This window comes from Microvirga arvi (assembly GCF_016892765.1).
Taxonomy (GTDB): Bacteria; Pseudomonadota; Alphaproteobacteria; order Rhizobiales; family Beijerinckiaceae; genus Microvirga; species Microvirga arvi.
Window position 1 is genome coordinate 52,580 of the sequence record NZ_JAFEMD010000023.1, and the last position, 16,287, is coordinate 68,866.

Annotated in this window: 11 protein-coding genes; 8 read left to right on the top strand and 3 right to left on the bottom strand. The window is 66.3% G+C overall.

The genetic code is table 11. The annotated features are described in order from the left end of the window. Nucleotides 1–278 precede the first annotated feature (278 nt). On the bottom strand, nt 279–1,019 hold the full coding sequence (locus ILT44_RS15735; RefSeq protein WP_204240552.1) for a DUF4336 domain-containing protein: 741 nt from the start codon (nt 1,017–1,019) through the stop codon (nt 279–281). Nucleotides 1,020–1,209: 190 nt separating this feature from the next. Here ILT44_RS15735 and ILT44_RS15740 point away from each other — a divergent pair, with 190 nt between their 5' ends. Together ILT44_RS15740 and ILT44_RS15745 are read left to right on the top strand one after the other, a co-directional pair. Beyond that, entirely contained in the window at nt 1,210–2,325 is a 1,116-nt protein-coding gene (locus ILT44_RS15740) for an NADH:flavin oxidoreductase/NADH oxidase (RefSeq protein ID WP_204240553.1), read from the top strand. Nucleotides 2,326–2,564: 239 nt separating this feature from the next. Next, nucleotides 2,565–3,641: an NAD(P)H-dependent flavin oxidoreductase gene (locus ILT44_RS15745; RefSeq protein ID WP_204240554.1), complete on the top strand. Its 1,077-nt coding sequence runs from the start codon at nt 2,565–2,567 to the stop codon at nt 3,639–3,641. 21 nt (nt 3,642–3,662) lie between these two features. Here the strand turns inward: ILT44_RS15745 and uvrA are convergent, their stop codons facing one another. Continuing rightward, entirely contained in the window at nt 3,663–6,650 is a 2,988-nt protein-coding gene (uvrA, locus tag ILT44_RS15750; protein WP_204240555.1) for an excinuclease ABC subunit UvrA, read from the bottom strand. 334 nt (nt 6,651–6,984) lie between these two features. Here uvrA and ILT44_RS15755 point away from each other — a divergent pair, with 334 nt between their 5' ends. The 6 genes from ILT44_RS15755 to ILT44_RS15780 all read left to right on the top strand — a co-directional run bounded on the left by ILT44_RS15755 (nt 6,985) and on the right by ILT44_RS15780 (nt 15,043). After that, nucleotides 6,985–8,898: a calcium-binding protein gene (locus tag ILT44_RS15755; RefSeq protein ID WP_204240556.1), complete on the top strand. Its 1,914-nt coding sequence runs from the start codon at nt 6,985–6,987 to the stop codon at nt 8,896–8,898. A gap of 133 nt (nt 8,899–9,031) precedes the next feature. Continuing rightward, nucleotides 9,032–9,559: a single-stranded DNA-binding protein gene (gene ssb / locus ILT44_RS15760; protein WP_204240557.1), complete on the top strand. Its 528-nt coding sequence runs from the start codon at nt 9,032–9,034 to the stop codon at nt 9,557–9,559. Nucleotides 9,560–9,714: 155 nt separating this feature from the next. Then, a complete protein-coding gene (locus ILT44_RS15765) occupies nt 9,715–11,001 on the top strand; it encodes a tyrosine-type recombinase/integrase (protein WP_204240558.1) in 1,287 nt (428 codons plus the stop codon). Next, complete coding sequence (locus tag ILT44_RS15770) at nt 10,998–12,587, top strand: site-specific integrase (protein ID WP_204240559.1); 1,590 nt, start codon at nt 10,998–11,000, stop codon at nt 12,585–12,587. Before ILT44_RS15765 ends, ILT44_RS15770 begins: the two co-directional genes overlap by 4 nt. Beyond that, the gene (locus tag ILT44_RS15775; protein WP_204240560.1) at nt 12,584–14,581 is read left to right on the top strand and encodes a hypothetical protein; all 1,998 of its coding nucleotides are present in this window, start codon (nt 12,584–12,586) and stop codon (nt 14,579–14,581) included. Before ILT44_RS15770 ends, ILT44_RS15775 begins: the two co-directional genes overlap by 4 nt. Nucleotides 14,582–14,590: 9 nt before the next feature. Beyond that, nucleotides 14,591–15,043 (top strand): hypothetical protein, encoded by a 453-nt coding sequence (locus tag ILT44_RS15780; protein WP_204240561.1) that lies wholly within the window; start codon nt 14,591–14,593, stop codon nt 15,041–15,043. A gap of 15 nt (nt 15,044–15,058) precedes the next feature. On the opposite strand, the gene ILT44_RS15785 is transcribed toward ILT44_RS15780, so the two are convergent. Next, entirely contained in the window at nt 15,059–16,276 is a 1,218-nt protein-coding gene (locus tag ILT44_RS15785) for an MFS transporter (RefSeq protein ID WP_443673961.1), read from the bottom strand. Nucleotides 16,277–16,287 lie beyond the last annotated feature (11 nt).

Genomic DNA, 16,287 nt, shown 5'->3' on the forward strand with positions numbered 1-16,287 from the left:
GTCGTGTTCTTCAGCAATCACTGGACGAGGATTGGCGGCATGGACCTTCCAGGCTCGCGCTCGGAAAATCTTGGCTTGGCAGATATAGTGGTGCATGCGGGTTTCAAGACCGCGCGTATGGATCAGCCCTTCCGTGTTGACGATACAACAGATCCGTCGCCGCATGGATCAGACCGGCTGTCGGCGGTGTCCGGACCTTAGGGTGGGAACGCTGATCGCCTCCGCGCCGGGCGGATCCGGCACACCGATGAGAGACGGGAGATGGACCGGCCGCAGCGTCATCCCAGCAGCCAGGCGAAGGCTCGCTTCAGGTTGGCCGCGCCGTCCCGCTCGAACCAAAGGCCATGGCTGAAGATGACCCGTTCCGGATTCCAGGCGACGATCCGCGAGACGGCTTCCTTCGCCTCCTTGCGGCGCAGACGGACGACGAGGCGCAGATAGGCCGGAGCCCTGCCGTCGGGCGCGGCGACGCCGGTGAGCCTGGCGAAGAGGCGCGTTCCCAGGGACAGCTTTTCCGGCTCCAGGTTCTGGATCAGGTCCGTCAGGATGAGCGTGCGCGTGGGGCGGTGGAAAAAGGCGACCTCGCGAAAGCCCGCGCCGCCGGGCACCACGACCTGCTCGATCTCGCCGCCCCAATCCGCCGGAGGGACATCCGTCAGGTCGCGGTCGAACCGCACGCCAGCTTTCCGCACCGGCGGCCGCTGCCGGAGATGCGGAGCGGCGGACGTCTTGGCGGCCGGGCAGCCCGCCTGCCACTCCTTCAGATGCGTCCAGTGCGCGATGTTGGGAGCGACGAGGTGGCGGATGGAGCCGAGCGTCTCGATCTCCCGCCGCAGCTCCCCGTTGAACCGGGTGGGAGAATGGAGCCAGACATCGCCATTGCTCAAGCGGATCACCGTCATCCGCACCGGCAGGCTCAACCCCATCGCCTCCTGCGGCCCGCTGTCGACGATCCAGAGGTTTTCGGCGACGGGTTTGAGCACGTCGAGGGGAGGGTAGGTGACGTCTTCGCTGGCCATCTGTGCGCCTTTCTCAAGCATCCCATGGTTATAATGCCTCGCCCAGGGAAGAAGGTTCGATTGGGCCTCGTGCGTTCCTCTCCCTCATGGCCCGAGCACGCCTCATCGGCTCCGACCTTTCAGGCCCTTTGTGCGTTTGAGGGAGGGCGGCTCGCCGATGTCGGCAGGGCCCCGATCCGGGAGACAATCGATGACGCAGGCCAAACTCTTCACGCCGTTCCGGATCGGAGACTTCGAGCTCGCGAACCGCATCGTGATTGCGCCCATGTGCCAGTATTCCGCCGAGAACGGCTGCATGACCGACTGGCACATGATCCATCTGGGCCAGCTCGCGTTGTCCGGGGCTGCGCTCCTGACCATCGAGGCGACGGCCGTGACTCCCGAGGGCCGCATCTCCTATGCGGATGTCGGCCTCTACTCGGATGAATGCGAGGCCGCTATGCGCCGCGTCCTGGAAGCCATCCGCCGCTGGTCGGACATGCCGATCGCCATCCAGCTCGCCCATGCGGGGCGCAAGGCTTCCACCGATGTGCCCTGGAAGGGCGGCGCTCAGATCCCGCCGGATCATCCTCATGGATGGCGGACGGAGGCACCTTCGGCCGTCCCCCATTCCGACGACGAGGTTCCGCCGACGGCGCTGGACAGAGAGGGGCTTACGCTGGTGCGGGACGCCTTCGCGGACGCGGCGAGGCGCGCGGCGAGGCTCGGCCTCCATGCGGTGCAGGTTCATGCGGCGCACGGCTACCTGCTGCATCAGTTCCTCTCGCCCCTGTCCAACCGGCGCGACGACGAATATGGCGGCTCGTTCGAGAACCGCATGCGCTTTCCGCTCGAGGTGTTCGACGCCGTCCGCGCCGCGTTTCCGGCGGAGCGTCCCGTGACGGTGCGCGTCTCGGGTACGGATTGGGCAGACGGTGGCTGGACCATCGAGGAGACGGTGGAATTCGCCAAGGCGCTCGAAGCGCGCGGGTGCAGCGCCATCCACGTGTCGAGCGGCGGGCTCACGCCGGCCCAGCGTATCCCGGTCGGTCCGAGCTATCAGGTACCGCTCGCCCGCGCGGTCAAGCAGGCGACGTCCATGCCCGTGATCGCCGTCGGGCTCATCACCGATTTCGTGCAGGCGGAGGCCATCCTCGGCACCGGCGACGCTGACCTCATCGCTCTCGCCCGCGCCATCCTTTACGATCCCCGGTGGCCCTGGCACGCCGCCGCCCATTTCGGCGCCGCCGTGAAGGCTCCGAGCCAGTACCTGCGTTCGCAGCCGCGGCAGTATCCGCATTTGTTCGATATGCGGGCGGACGATTGAGGATAAGGTGATGCAAGCCCCACTGCCTCTTCCGGTCCGCTGTCGAGGATCCCGAAGTTCACTCGATAGGCTTGAGCACGCCTAGGGGAGCTGATGCCCTTTGCGTAAGGCCCTCATGAAAAGCTTCGCTGATATGGCAGACTAGCCATCAGCCTGCGAAGGTTGCGTACTTGTGCGGGCTTCCCATCGGGCCTAGCACTGGAGCACCGGATTCTCTCAGCGCAGGAAAGGTGGCAGTCATGTGGGCCGACCGACGCATTCTGGATCTTCTGGGCATCGAGCTTCCCATCATTCAGGCTCCCATGGCCGGAGCCAATCTTTCCGATATGGTGATTGCCGTCTCGGAAGCCGGCGGACTCGGATCTCTTCCCTGTGCGCTGCTGAGCCACGACAAGGCGAGGGAGGAGCTGGTCAGGATCCGGCAGCACACCAAGAAGCCCATCAATGTCAATTTCTTCTGCCATCGGGCGCCGGAGGCCGATGCCGGGAATGAAGTGGCATGGAAAGAGCGCCTGAAAGATTATTATCTGGAATTCGGCCTGGACCCCGATGCGCCGACGCCGCCCTCGACGCGCGCGCCTTTCGACGAGAGCTACCTGAGCCTCGTGGAGGAGTTCAGGCCCGAGGTCGTGAGCTTTCATTTCGGGCTGCCCCCGCAAGGCCTGCTGAAACGCGTGAAGGACACGGGCGCTAAGGTCTTATCCTCCGCGACTACGGTCGATGAGGCGCGCTGGCTGGAGGATAGGGGATGTGACGCGATCATCGCGCAAGGTTTCGAGGCCGGCGGTCACCGCGGCATCTTTCTCACCGACGACATCTCGACCCAGGTGGGCACCATGGCCTTGGTGCCGCAGGTTGTCGATGCAGTGAGGGTGCCCGTGATAGCGGCGGGCGGCATCGCCGATGCCCGCGGCATCGTCGCCGCTCTTGCCCTGGGTGCATCGGCGGTGCAGATCGGAACGGCCTATCTGTTCACACCGGAAGCGACGATCGCACCGCTTCACAGGCAGGCTCTCAAGAGTGCGAAGGACAACCAGACGGCGCTCACTAACGTTTTCACCGGACGCCCTGCACGCGGCATCGTCAACCGGATCATGCGCGAGGTCGGTTCGATCTCACAGGCCGCGCCTCAGTTCCCTCTCGCCGGAGGCGCGCTCGCGCCCTTGCGCCAGAAGACGGAGCCTCTCGGTTCGGCCGACTTCATGTCCCTCTGGTCGGGCCAGGCAGCACGCCTCGCCCGCGAGCTTCCAGCGGGAGAACTGACAAGGACGCTGGCGCAGGAGGTTCTGGACAGGCTCGGCTTGCGTTCTGGGTGAGTTAGGCGGCTCGGAGCGGACTTACTCCGCCGCCTCTCGCCGCGCTGCCACCTTCTTGTCCTTCTTCGGCGCCTCTTTCTTCGAGGCTTCCTTCTTCGCAGGCTCCTTCTTCAAGGGCCTGCGCGCCAGCACTTCCTTCATGAACCGCCCGGTGTGGCTGTCCTTGGACTCGGCGATGTCCTCCGGCGTGCCTTGCGCCACGACGCGCCCGCCGCCGCTACCGCCTTCGGGGCCCATGTCGATCACCCAGTCGGCGGTCTTGATGACCTCGAGGTTGTGCTCGATCACGACCACGCTGTTGCCCTGGTCGACGAGTTCGTGGAGAACTTCCAAAAGCTTCGCCACGTCGTGGAAGTGCAGGCCCGTGGTGGGCTCGTCGAGGATGTAGAGCGTGCGGCCGGTGGCGCGCTTGGAGAGTTCCTTGGAGAGCTTGACGCGCTGCGCCTCGCCGCCCGACAGCGTGGTGGCCTGCTGGCCCACATGCACGTAGTCGAGGCCGACGCGGGCTAATGTCTGCATCTTCTCGCGGATCGACGGCACCGCCTTGAACAGCTCGCGGGCCTCTTCCACCGTCATGTCGAGCACGTCGGCGATGGACTTCTCGCGGTACTTCACCTCCAGCGTCTCGCGGTCGTAGCGCTTGCCCTTACACACGTCGCAGGTGACGTAGACGTCGGGCAGGAAGTGCATCTCGATCTTGATCACGCCGTCGCCGGTGCAGGCCTCGCAGCGGCCGCCCTTCACGTTGAACGAGAAGCGGCCGGCCTGATAGCCGCGCGCCTTCGCCTCGGGCAGGCCTGCGAACCATTCGCGGATCGGCGTGAAGGCGCCGACGTAAGTGGCCGGGTTCGAGCGCGGCGTGCGGCCGATGGGCGACTGGTCGATGTCGATGACCTTGTCGAGATGCTCCAGGCCGTCGATGCGCTCGTGCGGGGCAGGGTGCTCCAGCGCGCCGTTGAGCTTGCGGGCCACGGCCTTGTAGAGCGTGTCGATGACGAGCGTCGACTTGCCGCCGCCGGACACGCCGGTGATGCAGGTGAAGGTGCCGAGCGGGATTTCCGCCGTCACGTTCTGCAGGTTGTTGCCCTTCGCGCCCACGACCTTCAGCATGCGCTTCGGGTCGCGCTTGCGCCGCTGCGAGGGCACCTTCACGGTCATCTCGCCGGTCAGGTACTTGCCGGTGAGCGACTTCGGGTTCTTCATGACCTCGTCGGGCGTGCCTTCCGCCACGATCTGGCCGCCATGAATGCCGGCGCCGGGGCCGATGTCGAACACGTAATCGGCATGAAGGATCGCGTCCTCGTCGTGCTCCACGACGATCACCGTGTTGCCGAGGTCGCGCAGGCGCTTGAGCGTGCCGAGCAGGCGCTCGTTGTCGCGCTGGTGCAGGCCGATGGACGGTTCGTCGAGCACGTAGAGCACGCCGGTGAGGCCGGAGCCGATCTGCGAGGCCAGGCGGATGCGCTGGCTCTCGCCGCCCGACAGGGTGCCGGAGGCGCGGGCGAGCGTCAGGTATTCCAGGCCCACATCGACCAGGAAGGTGAGGCGCTCGCGGATCTCCTTGAGGATGCGGCCGGCGATGTCGTTCTGCTTCTTGGTCAGCTTCTTCGACAGCACGCTGAACCACTCATGGGCGTCCTTCACCGAGAGCGCCGTGGCATCGCCGATGTCGGAGCCTGCGATCTTCACGGCCAGCGCTTCCGGCTTCAGGCGCTTGCCGCCGCAGGATTTGCAGGGCGTCTCACTCATGAAGCGGCCGATTTCTTCCCGCGCCCAATCGCTCTCGGTCTCCTTGTAGCGGCGCTCGAGATTGGGGATCACGCCCTCGAAGGGCTTCCTCACCTCGTAGGCGCGCATGCCGTCGTCATAGGCCATGCGGATGCTCTCGCCATCCGAGCCGTAGAGGATCACGTCGCGCACCTTCTCAGGAAGCTCGGTCCACGGCTTCGTCATGGACGCCTTGAAGTGCCGGGTGATCGCCTCCAGGGTCTGGCCGTAATAGGGCGACGTGGACTTCGCCCAGGGCATGATGGCGCCGCGCTTGAGCGAGAGCGTCTCGTCCACCACGAGCGCCTCGTCGATGCGCATTTCATGCCCAATGCCGCCGCAGGTGGGGCAGGCGCCGAAGGGGTTGTTGAACGAGAACAGGCGCGGCTCGATCTCGGGGATCGTGAAGCCGGAGACCGGGCAGGCGAATTTGGACGAGAAGACGATGCGCTTCGGCTTGCCCTTCTCGTCCGTCTCGTCGGCATATTCGATGACGGCGATGCCGTCGGTGAGCTCGAGCGCGGTCTCGAAGGAATCCGCCAGGCGCGCGGCGATGTCGGCGCGCACCACGATGCGGTCCACCACCACGTCGATGTCGTGCTTGAACTTCTTGTCGAGGGCAGGGGCTTCGTCGATGGCGTAGTACTCGCCGTCGATCTTCAGGCGCTGAAAGCCCTTCTTCTGGAACTCGGCGATCTCCTTGCGGTACTCGCCCTTGCGGCCGCGCACCACGGGCGCCAGCAGGAAGAGCCGCGTCTTCTCCGGCAGCTCCAGCACCCGGTCGACCATCTGGCTCACCGTCTGGCTCTCGATGGGCAGGCCGGTGGCGGGGGAATAGGGGATGCCGACGCGCGCCCAGAGCAGGCGCATGTAGTCGTAGATCTCGGTGACGGTGCCGACCGTCGAGCGCGGGTTCTTCGACGTGGTCTTCTGCTCGATGGAGATGGCGGGCGAGAGGCCGTCGATCTGGTCCACATCCGGCTTCTGCATCATCTCCAGGAACTGGCGGGCGTAAGCGGAGAGGGACTCGACGTAGCGGCGCTGCCCCTCGGCATAGATCGTATCGAAGGCGAGCGAGGATTTGCCGGAGCCGGAGAGCCCCGTGAACACCACGAACTTGTCCCGCGGGACCATGAGGTCGACGTTCTTGAGGTTGTGCTCGCGCGCGCCGCGCACGGTGATCACACGCGCATTCGGATCGCCCGCCTTGGCGCGGTTGAACAGGTCGTCGAGTTTAGCCATTGCCGAGCTTAAGCCTTTTGAGGAATGCCGACCTCGCCAGGCCGGCCCCCGCATATGTGATGCCCCACCCGTCCGCGCAATGCGGCGGATGATTCCAGGGATGTGATCCTAGAACAAAGCGGGTACAGGAAGCAATGGGCAGGGAAGCTCTTTGCCGAACTCAGTGCGAGCATGCCCTCATCCCTCTCATCAGCCCATGTGCGCCAGCACACAGGGCATCTCCAGGAAGAACGGAAAGCAGGGCCGGGAGCCTTGAAACAAATCAAACAATCTTAGAAAGAAAACGAAATAACGTAATAAATCATTCAGTAGGGGCTATGGAAAGAGACAAACCATGGCAATGCCGACATTCTGGGGACCCAGGTTCTCCATCAACACGACGACAAACGATCATCAGCAGGATGTAAAGCTGCATGCCTTGAAGAACGGTACTTTCGTCGCCGTTTGGGAGGATATGAGCGGGACGGGGGGCGACCTGGACCACGGAGCCATCCGCGGGCAGATCTTCAATGCCGACGGCACCAAGCGGGGCGGTGAGATCCTGATCAACCGCACGGCGGACGGCCTCCAGATGGACCCGCAGGTCACCGTGCTGAGCGATGGACGCTTCGCGGTGGTATGGACAACCGTTTCGGGCACAAGCAGCTACAGCATCTGGGCCAATATCTATTCGGAGAACGGCACGGCGGCCGGACCGGATGTCCGGATCGGCCCTGCCACCTTCAATGAGAAGCCGACGCCGTCCGTGACCGCGCTGTCCAACGGGGGCCTTGCCGTTTCCTTCGCCCAGAACCTCGACATCAAAGTGCAGGCATTCAACTCTTCGCTGACACCAGTGGGCGGCGAGATGAGTATTGAAACACCAGCGGGCGTCAACGCCGAAAATCCCCACATTGTGGCTCTGCAGGGACGCTATGCGGTGTTCTTCGAAGACTGGGCCGGTAGCGACACTGTGCGCGGTCATTTCTTCAACAATGATGGGTCGACGCCAGCCGGCTCAACTGTCTTCATCACAACGACGACCCGCACCGACGACACCAGCACCGAGGCCTTCCACCCGGTTGCCGCAACCCTTGCAAATGGCCAGACCGTTATCGCCTGGCTTGAGCAGACGAGGTCTTTCGACGGAGATAACAAGATCCTCTCCATGGCTGTCAAAGCGCAAATCCTCAACCCCGATGGTTCGAAGAGGGGAGGCGAGATCCTTGTCAAATCCAGCACATCCCCTGGAGCGGACGTGCTGACCCAGCCTGAGATCACGCATCTGGCGGATGGAGGGTTCGCCATCTCGTATTTCGAAAAGTCATCCGGCGCGGAAGGAAAGAACCTCTATCTGGCCACCTTTGACATCAACGACGGTCGGCTGGGAGCCGATTTGCTCGTGGAACAGCTCAATGGTGAGTTTGCGGCCGATCTGACAGCCCTGGAGGATGGCCGCGTGGTCGTGTCCTGGAGCGACCAGAATGATCGGCTCGGCGAGAAGAGCGCGGAAATCCAAGCCCGGATCGTCGATCCGCGCCAGAAGGCGATCAGCGTGACCGGGACCGGCCGGGACGATCAGTATATCGGCAGTCGCTTCAACGACACGCTCAACGGCGGCGCGGGGGCGGATACCCTGACCGGCGCCGAAGGCAACGATACCTTCCATGTCGACAATGCCCGCGATCTGATCAAGGAAAGTGCCGGCCAGGGCTTCGATACGGTTATTGCCTCGACCAGCTGCCGCCTCGATCTTGCGGCCGAGGTGGAAGTACTCAAGCTCGCGTCCGTCGGCAGTCGCACCGCTTATACCCTCGAAGGCTCGAACTCCGCCAATGCGTTCAGCGGCCATGCGGGCGCCAATACGCTCAAGGGCCATGGCGGCAACGACAAGCTCTATGGCGGAGCCGGCAACGACGTGCTCTCCGGCGGTGCGGGCCAGGACCTTTTCGTCTTCGACACGCGACCGAACAAGACCACGAACGTGGACCGGATCACCGACTTCAACGGCAGGGACGACGCGTTCCATCTCGACAACGCTGTTTTCACCAAGCTGGGCTCCGGCTCGGCCGCCCGGCCGAAGAAGTTTTCTTCCGACATGTTCGTGAAGGCGACGAAGGCGCAGGATGCGGAGGACCGGATCGTCTACGACAGAAAGACCGGGGCGCTCTACTACGATGAAGACGGCACCGGCGCGAAGGCGCAGGTAAAGATCGCCACTCTCGCCAACAAGGCCAACCTGACTTACGACGACTTCTTCGTCATCTGAGTGCGGTTATGGGAAGGGCGGCGTCGTGCCGCCCACCCTTTCTGGGGACAGGCCTGTGCAGAACCCTCTGCCCAGCTTGCCCCCGAGCCGCTGCGGCCCCAGAACAGCCTCATGTGAATGAGGAGTGGCTCCGATGGCGGGTTCTGTGAACAAGGTGATATTGGTTGGCAATCTGGGCCGGGACCCTGAGGTTCGCCGGTTGGGCAACGGGGAGCCGGTGGTGAACCTGCGGATTGCCACGTCCGAGACCTGGAAGGACAAGGGCACGGGCGAGCGCAAGGAGAAGACCGAGTGGCACTCGGTGGTGATCTTCAACGAGAACTTGGGCCGGGTGGCCGAGCAGTACCTGAAGAAGGGCTCGAAGGTGTATCTTGAGGGCCAGCTGCAGACGCGCAAGTGGACCGACCAGTCGGGCCAGGAGAAGTACACCACCGAGGTGGTGCTGCAGCGCTTCCGCGGCGAGCTGACGATCCTGGACAGCCGCGGCGGCGGCTCGTCGGACTTGGCCGAGGAGGAGCCGGGCCAGGTCGCCAGAGGCGGCGACTTCGGGCGCTCCTCGCCCTCCCAGGACCGCCGCCCGGCGCCGTCCATGGGCGGAGGCAGCAGTGGTGGAGGCGGAGGCTCCCGCTACAACGACCTCGACGACGACATTCCTTTCTAACCCCGTGTTCGCCGACTTCTGTAAAGTCGCAAGGCATTTTGAAAGCAACTTCAAAGCCTTGCGGCCTGTTTACCGGCTGTAAAGTGTAGCCGCGAAAACCGGTTGCGGGCAGAATACATTCCGTGTTGTGCTAGCTTGGCAAAAGTAGGTGCCAAATGCCTGACACGGAACCGGAATCGACTTACCAGGTCAGGACGCTCGTCGCCCCCAGCGGCGAGCGTCTGCTGTGGGTGACCGACAGCACCGGCAGCTACCACCTCGGCATCAATGCCTTCTACCTCTGGCGCCTGCGCCGCGGCGGCGCATCCGTCAACACCCTGCGCATCAAGCTGCTGGCGCTGTGCCGCTTCCACGAGTGGCTTGACGCAAACGGGATCGACCTGGACGAGCGCACCCTGGCCGCGACCTTCCTCTCGCCCGACGAGGTCGACGCCCTGCGTGAGCACCTCAGGACCAACCGGACCCGCCCCAGGCAGGCCGTTCCGTCGGCCCGCACGCAACGTCTTCTCCGCGCGGCCGGCGCGGGCAATCCGATCCCCCGCCGGCCAGAACCCCGTCCGCACGTCAACGCCAACCGGTGGCGCTCCAACTGCACCGCCGTCCGCGACTACGTGGTCTGGGCGGCGGACAAGGCGATCCACCGCATCCAGGCCGGCGACGCGGACGACGCGGCCCGCTACGTGGCCGCGACCGAGCGGCGCGAGCGCTTCATCGAGGCCATGTCGAGCGACTTTCCCGAGCCCGCCGCGAGCGGCCGCCAGGGGCTGGACGACGCCGAACTCGGCTGCCTTCTCGCCCTGGTCGACCCGCGCAGTGAGCGCAATCCGTTCGAGCCGGCGCAGCGCGTCCGGAACCACACCGTCCTGCGGATCCTGCTGGAGACTGGGCTCCGCATCGGCGAGCTCCTGGGCCTCAAGGGCGGCGACCTCCGCCTGGAGGGCCCGGAACCCTACATCATGGTTCACCGGCGCGCCGATGATCCCGAGGACCCGCGCAAGGACCAGCCGCTGGCCAAGACGGAGGCGCACCCCAAGCCCGTGACGCGCGAGCTGGCCAGCCTCCTGGTGCAATGGGTCGGGACCGAGCGCAGGCTCTATCCCGGCGCAAAAAGGACGCCGTTCGTGTTCCTGTCGCGCAAGGGTGGGCCGATCTCGAACGACGCGGTGGAGGACATGTTCCGGATCCTGAGGGCGGCGGAGCCGGCGTTGCCCGCGGGCCTCTCCGCCCATGTCCTCCGCCACACGGCCAATGACCGGTTCTCGGCGGCGGCCGACCAGGCCGGATGGCGGGACAACGTCGAACAGCAGGTCCGGAACCTGGTCATGGGCTGGAAGAAGCACTCGGCGACCGCCGAAATCTACACGGCCCGCCACACCCGGAGGAAGGCCAACGAGATCACGCTGCGCCTGCAGGGGCTCGGCAGCGGGGAGGATGCCCGGTGAGCCAGGAAGCCCTTGCCGCCGCCCCACAGCCGGGCCCGTCCCTTGTCTTTCCGGACCTCGGGACGGTGACAAGCCGTTCCGGCCACCGGGTGGACGTCTCCGGCTGGTCCTGGCGCCTGCCGGACCCGCTGACCCCGTGGGTCCTGGATTGGACCAGGTTCCTGCCGGCGACGCAGCGCCTCCTCGACCTGACCGCGCGGTTCATGGCCGAGATGGTCCGGACCCGGTCCTATAGGAGTGCGCATGCCATCTTCGGGTCTCTGTGCAAGCTCCACCGCAGCCCGACCTATGCCGCGGCCGTCGGCGACAGGACTCCCCTGCGCGCCGCCTTCTTCGCCGAGCTGAAGCAGCGGCAGGATCTTGGGCTGAACGAGCTCACCTGGATCCGAACCTGGTATCGCTGGTGCTCCTTGCGTGATCCCGACCTGCTCCCGCGGCCCGACAGGGCGAAGGTCCGGGACACCCATGTCGGCACCAACGAGAAGGGGGTGGCGATCCGCCGGGGCGACCCCGACACCGGCCGCTTCACCGACACCGAAGTCGAGGCCATCCTCGCCAAGTTGAGGAACGCCCGGTTGACCGGGACGCTGACGCTGCAGGAGCGCGTGGCCGTCTGGCTGTTCGTGGGCCTAGGCGGGCGTCCCAAGCAGCTGGCCCTGCTGCGGGCCTCCGACTTCCGCCGCGTCACCGACACGAAGAGCGGCACCGTTTTCCACGAGATCGCCGTGCCACGGATCAAGCAGCGGCGTGAAGGTGGCGAGAGGGCGGAGTTCCGCACCCGGCCGTTGAACCCCGAAATGGGTGCCGAGATCGAGGCCCTGGTCCGGGAGAATGAGGCCCGCTTCCGGGACTCGGGCTGGGAGGCGGACGGCTTCGCGCTGCCGCTGTTCCTCCGAAACAAGCCGCGCAAGAGGATCATTGCCGACGGCAACCGGGACTACGCGCTCCACCTGACCCCCATCGAGATGGGCAACCTTGTGGGGGATGCGGTGGCGGCCCTGGACGTCATCTCGCCCCGCACGGGCAGGCCCTTGAGGGTCACACCGCGCCGGTTCCGCTACACCTTGGGCTCCCGCATGGTGGCGGAGGGCGCCAGTCCGCGCGAGGTCGCCTGGGCGCTGGATCACAGCGACACCAGCAGCGTCGGGGTCTACTTCGACCTGGGCTCGGACATCGTGCGGCCGCTCGATGCCGCGACCGCCCTGGCGCTGGCGCCGGTCGCCCAGGCCTTCCTCGGCACGCTCGTGGTCGACGAGGCGCACGCCACGCGCGGCGGCGATGCGGCCGCTCGGATCTCCGCCTTCGACCGCGCACGCAAGGCGGCCGCCGACATCGGGACCTGCGGATCGTTCGGGTATTGCGGGCTGGTGACCCCGGCGGCCTGCTACACCTGCGTCAAGTTCCAGCCTTGGGTCGACGGGCCGCACGAGATGGTGCTCGATGCCCTCTTGGAACAGCGCGAGCGCCGGCGGGCGAGTGGGCAGGATGACAGGATGGTCGTCCTCCACGACCGCACGATCCTCGCGGTCGCCGATGTGATCACCCGCTGCAAGGCCCACCAGGACACCGCGGGAGTGGCGCCGTGAGCCAGACCGTCATCGCCTTCGACAATACCGCCTACCCCCAGAAGCAGCTCCAGAAGCTCATCGGCGAGGCCCGGGCCTCGCACGCCTTTGGCGCGGACCTCGACTTCGACGCGCCCTGCTGGGAATGGGCCGGCGTCAACGGCCGGCGGGTGTCGTCGGCCGCGAAGGTCGTCCGGCTTTACTTCACCGTGAACATCGAAGGGGACGGGCGCCGAAGCCCAAAAGGCATGGAGGGGCGGCAGCCGCTGTCGGAGCCGTTCGGCTCGATGATCAAAGCCTTCATCCGGAAGTCGGAGGAGGAGAAGAGCAAGTCCTTCAGCACCTACCATGAGCTGCTGCGGGCCGGACGCTATCTCCACGACGCCTTGGCGCCGGTCGGCTTCAATCCTTGCCTTGCCACCGTGGAGCACTTCGATGCGGCCATATCCGCGGCGCGCCAGCGCGAGGCTGCGTCGTCAGCGTACATGGTGGGCACCAAGCTGGAGGAGCTCGCGCACCGGATGGCGAAGGCGCATGTCAGCTTGGCCCATCTCGACTGGGGGAACCCCGTCCCGCGGCCGGACGGCTATGGCGGGCGGATGACCCTTGCGGCGCGGACGGCGCGCGATGACAGGCTGCCGAGCGAAGAGGCCTTGGATGCGCTGGCGCGGATCGCCAACCTTGTCACCGAGGACGCCGACGTGCTGCGCATGCGCGCCGTGGAGCTGCTCGTCTGCGGCGGCTGGCGGATCAACGAACTGCTCACCATGCCCTTCGACTGCGAGGTCGAGGAAACCGTCGAGCAGGACGGACAGGCGGTGCTCCGGTACGGGTTGCGCTACGACGGGGAGAAGGGCTTCGACTGGTCGATCAAATGGATCCCGACCCCGATGATCGACATCGCCCGCCGGGCCGTGGCCGACCTGAAGCGGGTGACCGCGGCACCGCGGCAAGTCGCCCGCTTCATGGCGAAGCACCCGGGTCGTGCCGCCCTGCCGGAGCCGTACCGGCTCGGGGATCCCGAGCGCCTGCTCACCGCCGCCGAGATCGGCCGCCTGCTCGGGTTCCCCGGGATCGCCGGCAACACCGCGCGCACATGGCTGGCGACCCACCGGGTCCCGCGGGCGGACCCGACCCGGGCGCGCGTCCGCCAAGGCGACGTCGAGGCGGTCTTCGTGGCCCGCTGCGCCCGGCCGGGCCCCACGCGGCCCGGCCGCAAGGCCCTGCCCCTGCACGACCACCTGTTCCTCCTGTTCGAGAACACGCTGCACGCCACGCGGGGCACAAACCCCTTTGTGGTGGACGTGCTGACCGACGGCCAGCTCAGCGACTTCCTCACGCCCCGGTTCGAGAAGCAGACAGTGTTCGAGCGCTTCGGGTTCGCCGCCGCCGATGGCGGTGCCCACTCCGTCAACACCCACCAGTTCCGGCACTGGCTCAACACGTTGGCGCAGGCCGGCGGCATGAGCCAGATGGAGATCGCGCGCTGGTCCGGCCGGAAGATCGTGGCCCAGAACGCGGCCTACGACCACCTGAGCGGCATGGAGCTCGCGGCCAAGGCCCGGGAGCTCCTGGAGGCCGGCAGGGTCACCGGTCCGATCAACGATGTGTTCGCGGGCCTGCCGCCGGTCGAGCGCATCCGCTTCAAGGAGACCCTGCTCGCCACGGCGCACACCACCGACGTCGGCATGTGCATCAACGACTGGACGATGGCGCCGTGCGCCTTCCACGGCGCCTGCGCCGACTGCCGCGACCACTTGGTCGTCAAGGGCAGCGCGGACCAGCGCGAGCGCGCCCAGGAGCTTCTGGAGGAGCACCTGACCCTCGTCGCCCATGCGGAACTGGCCGTCGCCGACGAGGAGTACGGTGCCGCCAACCATCTGGAGCACAACCGGCGCATGGTCGCCCAGCTGGAAAAGATCGTGGCGGTCCATGACGACGCCGGCGTCCCGGACGGCACCCTGGTCCATCTCAATCCGAGTGGGCCCTCGCGCTTTGAACCGGCCGGCGGCTGAGCGGCGCGCATGGGCTTGCGGGTGATCCAGTTCCTTGCGGTCGTGCTGACCGCTCTCGCCCTGGTCCCGGCCGGGGCGCACCTGTCCGAGCTGCCGAACAAGATCGGGCTGGCGCGGGATGCGTACCTGACCGTTCAGGGCGTCTATGCGGGATGGGCGCTGTTCGGCATCGTCGATCAGGCCGCGCTCATCATGAACGTTGTCCTGGCCATCAAGGTGCGGCGGCAGCGCATGGCCTTCGTCTTCGCCGCGGCCGCCGCCCTAAGCTTCATCATGTTCTTCGCCATCTTCTTCACGTGGACGTTCCCGGCGAACCAGGCGACCGCCAACTGGACAACCCTGCCGGACAACTGGGGCGAGCTGCGCCAGAAGTGGGAATACTCCCATGCGGTGAATGCGGTCGTGATGCTCGTCGCCCTCTGCTCGGTGACGCTGGCGGTGGTCACCGCGCAACAGGATTGACGCTTCCAAGGAGCCTCATGTCGCCATGGTGGGGCGGGACGTCATCCAGAGCAGTCCGACGAGCCCCAGGTTCAGGGCTGCCACCGCGGCCAGAACGGCAAGAGCGGCGTCGGGGCCACGCCACTCGATCAGGAACGCGCCCAGCGACGGGGACAGGGCCTGGGCCAGCAGGCTCGGCATCGCCAGCCGGCCCATGAGCGAGGCGTAGCCGAAGGGGCCGAACAGGGCGAGGGGCAGGGTGCCCTTGGCGATGGAGCCGATCCCATTGCCGGCGCCGTAGAGCGCCAACGCCAAGGCCAGGATTGGGAAGCCGGCGGCGAGCAGGATCACCCCGGTCGCGACCAAGCTCACGGAGGCGATCATGGTCCAGATCGGATGGTAATGGCGCCCAAAGGCCATCTCAACCACCCGAGCCCCGACTTGGGACGGCCCGACCAGCGCACCGAGGGCGACGGCCCCCGCGAGCTCCAAGCCGTGGGTCTGCAGGAAGGTCAGCAGGTGCACGCCAATCATGGAGGCCGTCACGGCCCCGAGGGTGAGGACGGTGGCGAGCAACAGGAAGGCCCGCGTCCGCAGGGTCCCCGTCAGGACGGCCGCGGACGCGGCTTCGGAGGGGTTCCCGGCTGGCTTGCCATCCGGCCTGGCGGCATGGATGCCGGGCAGGAGGAAGGCGTGCAGCGGAAGCGAGATGAAGATCTGGATCGCGGCGTAGACAGCGCAGGCACCGCGCCAGCCGAGATGTTCGACGAGGTAGGCGCTTAGGGGCCAGCAGACCGTGCTGGCGAAGCCGCCCCACAGGGTGAGGGTCGTGATCGCTCCACGCGCCTGCTTGCCGTAGAGACGGCCGAGGGTCGCGAAGGCAGCATCATAGAGCCCAGCCCCCATCCCGACGCCCATGAGCAGCCAGGCCAGCAGATAGACGGGAAGGTTGTGGGCGAATGCCAAGGTGCCGAGCCCAGCCCCCAACAGGAGCGAGCTAGCGGTGAGAACCGGACGGCCTCCCTTGGCGTCGATGGTGCGTCCGACCCACGGCGCGACCAAGCCCGCTGCGAGCAGACCGGCGGACAGCCCACCGACAACCCAGGCCAGCGACCAGCCCGTGTCGGCAGCAATCGGCTTCGCGAGCACGGCCGGCAGGTAGTAGGATGAGCCCCAGGCGAGGATCTGGGTGACGCCGAGGGCGGAGATGACCACCCTCGGGCTCGGTTTCAGGCTGGCGGGATCCGCGACCACGGCCTCGGCTG

What these genes read in the sequence shown, in the direction of transcription:
- ILT44_RS15745 (WP_204240554.1), top strand. Translation starts at nt 2,565, where the DNA reads ATGTGGGCCGACCGACGCATTCTGGATCTTCTGGGCATCGAGCTTCCC.
- ILT44_RS15780 (WP_204240561.1), top strand. Translation starts at nt 14,591, where the DNA reads ATGGGCTTGCGGGTGATCCAGTTCCTTGCGGTCGTGCTGACCGCTCTC.
- ssb (WP_204240557.1), top strand. Translation starts at nt 9,032, where the DNA reads ATGGCGGGTTCTGTGAACAAGGTGATATTGGTTGGCAATCTGGGCCGG.
- ILT44_RS15755 (WP_204240556.1), top strand. Translation starts at nt 6,985, where the DNA reads ATGGCAATGCCGACATTCTGGGGACCCAGGTTCTCCATCAACACGACG.
- ILT44_RS15735 (WP_204240552.1), bottom strand. Translation starts at nt 1,019, where the DNA reads ATGGCCAGCGAAGACGTCACCTACCCTCCCCTCGACGTGCTCAAACCC.
- uvrA (WP_204240555.1), bottom strand. Translation starts at nt 6,650, where the DNA reads ATGGCTAAACTCGACGACCTGTTCAACCGCGCCAAGGCGGGCGATCCG.
- ILT44_RS15765 (WP_204240558.1), top strand. Translation starts at nt 9,715, where the DNA reads ATGCCTGACACGGAACCGGAATCGACTTACCAGGTCAGGACGCTCGTC.
- ILT44_RS15740 (WP_204240553.1), top strand. Translation starts at nt 1,210, where the DNA reads ATGACGCAGGCCAAACTCTTCACGCCGTTCCGGATCGGAGACTTCGAG.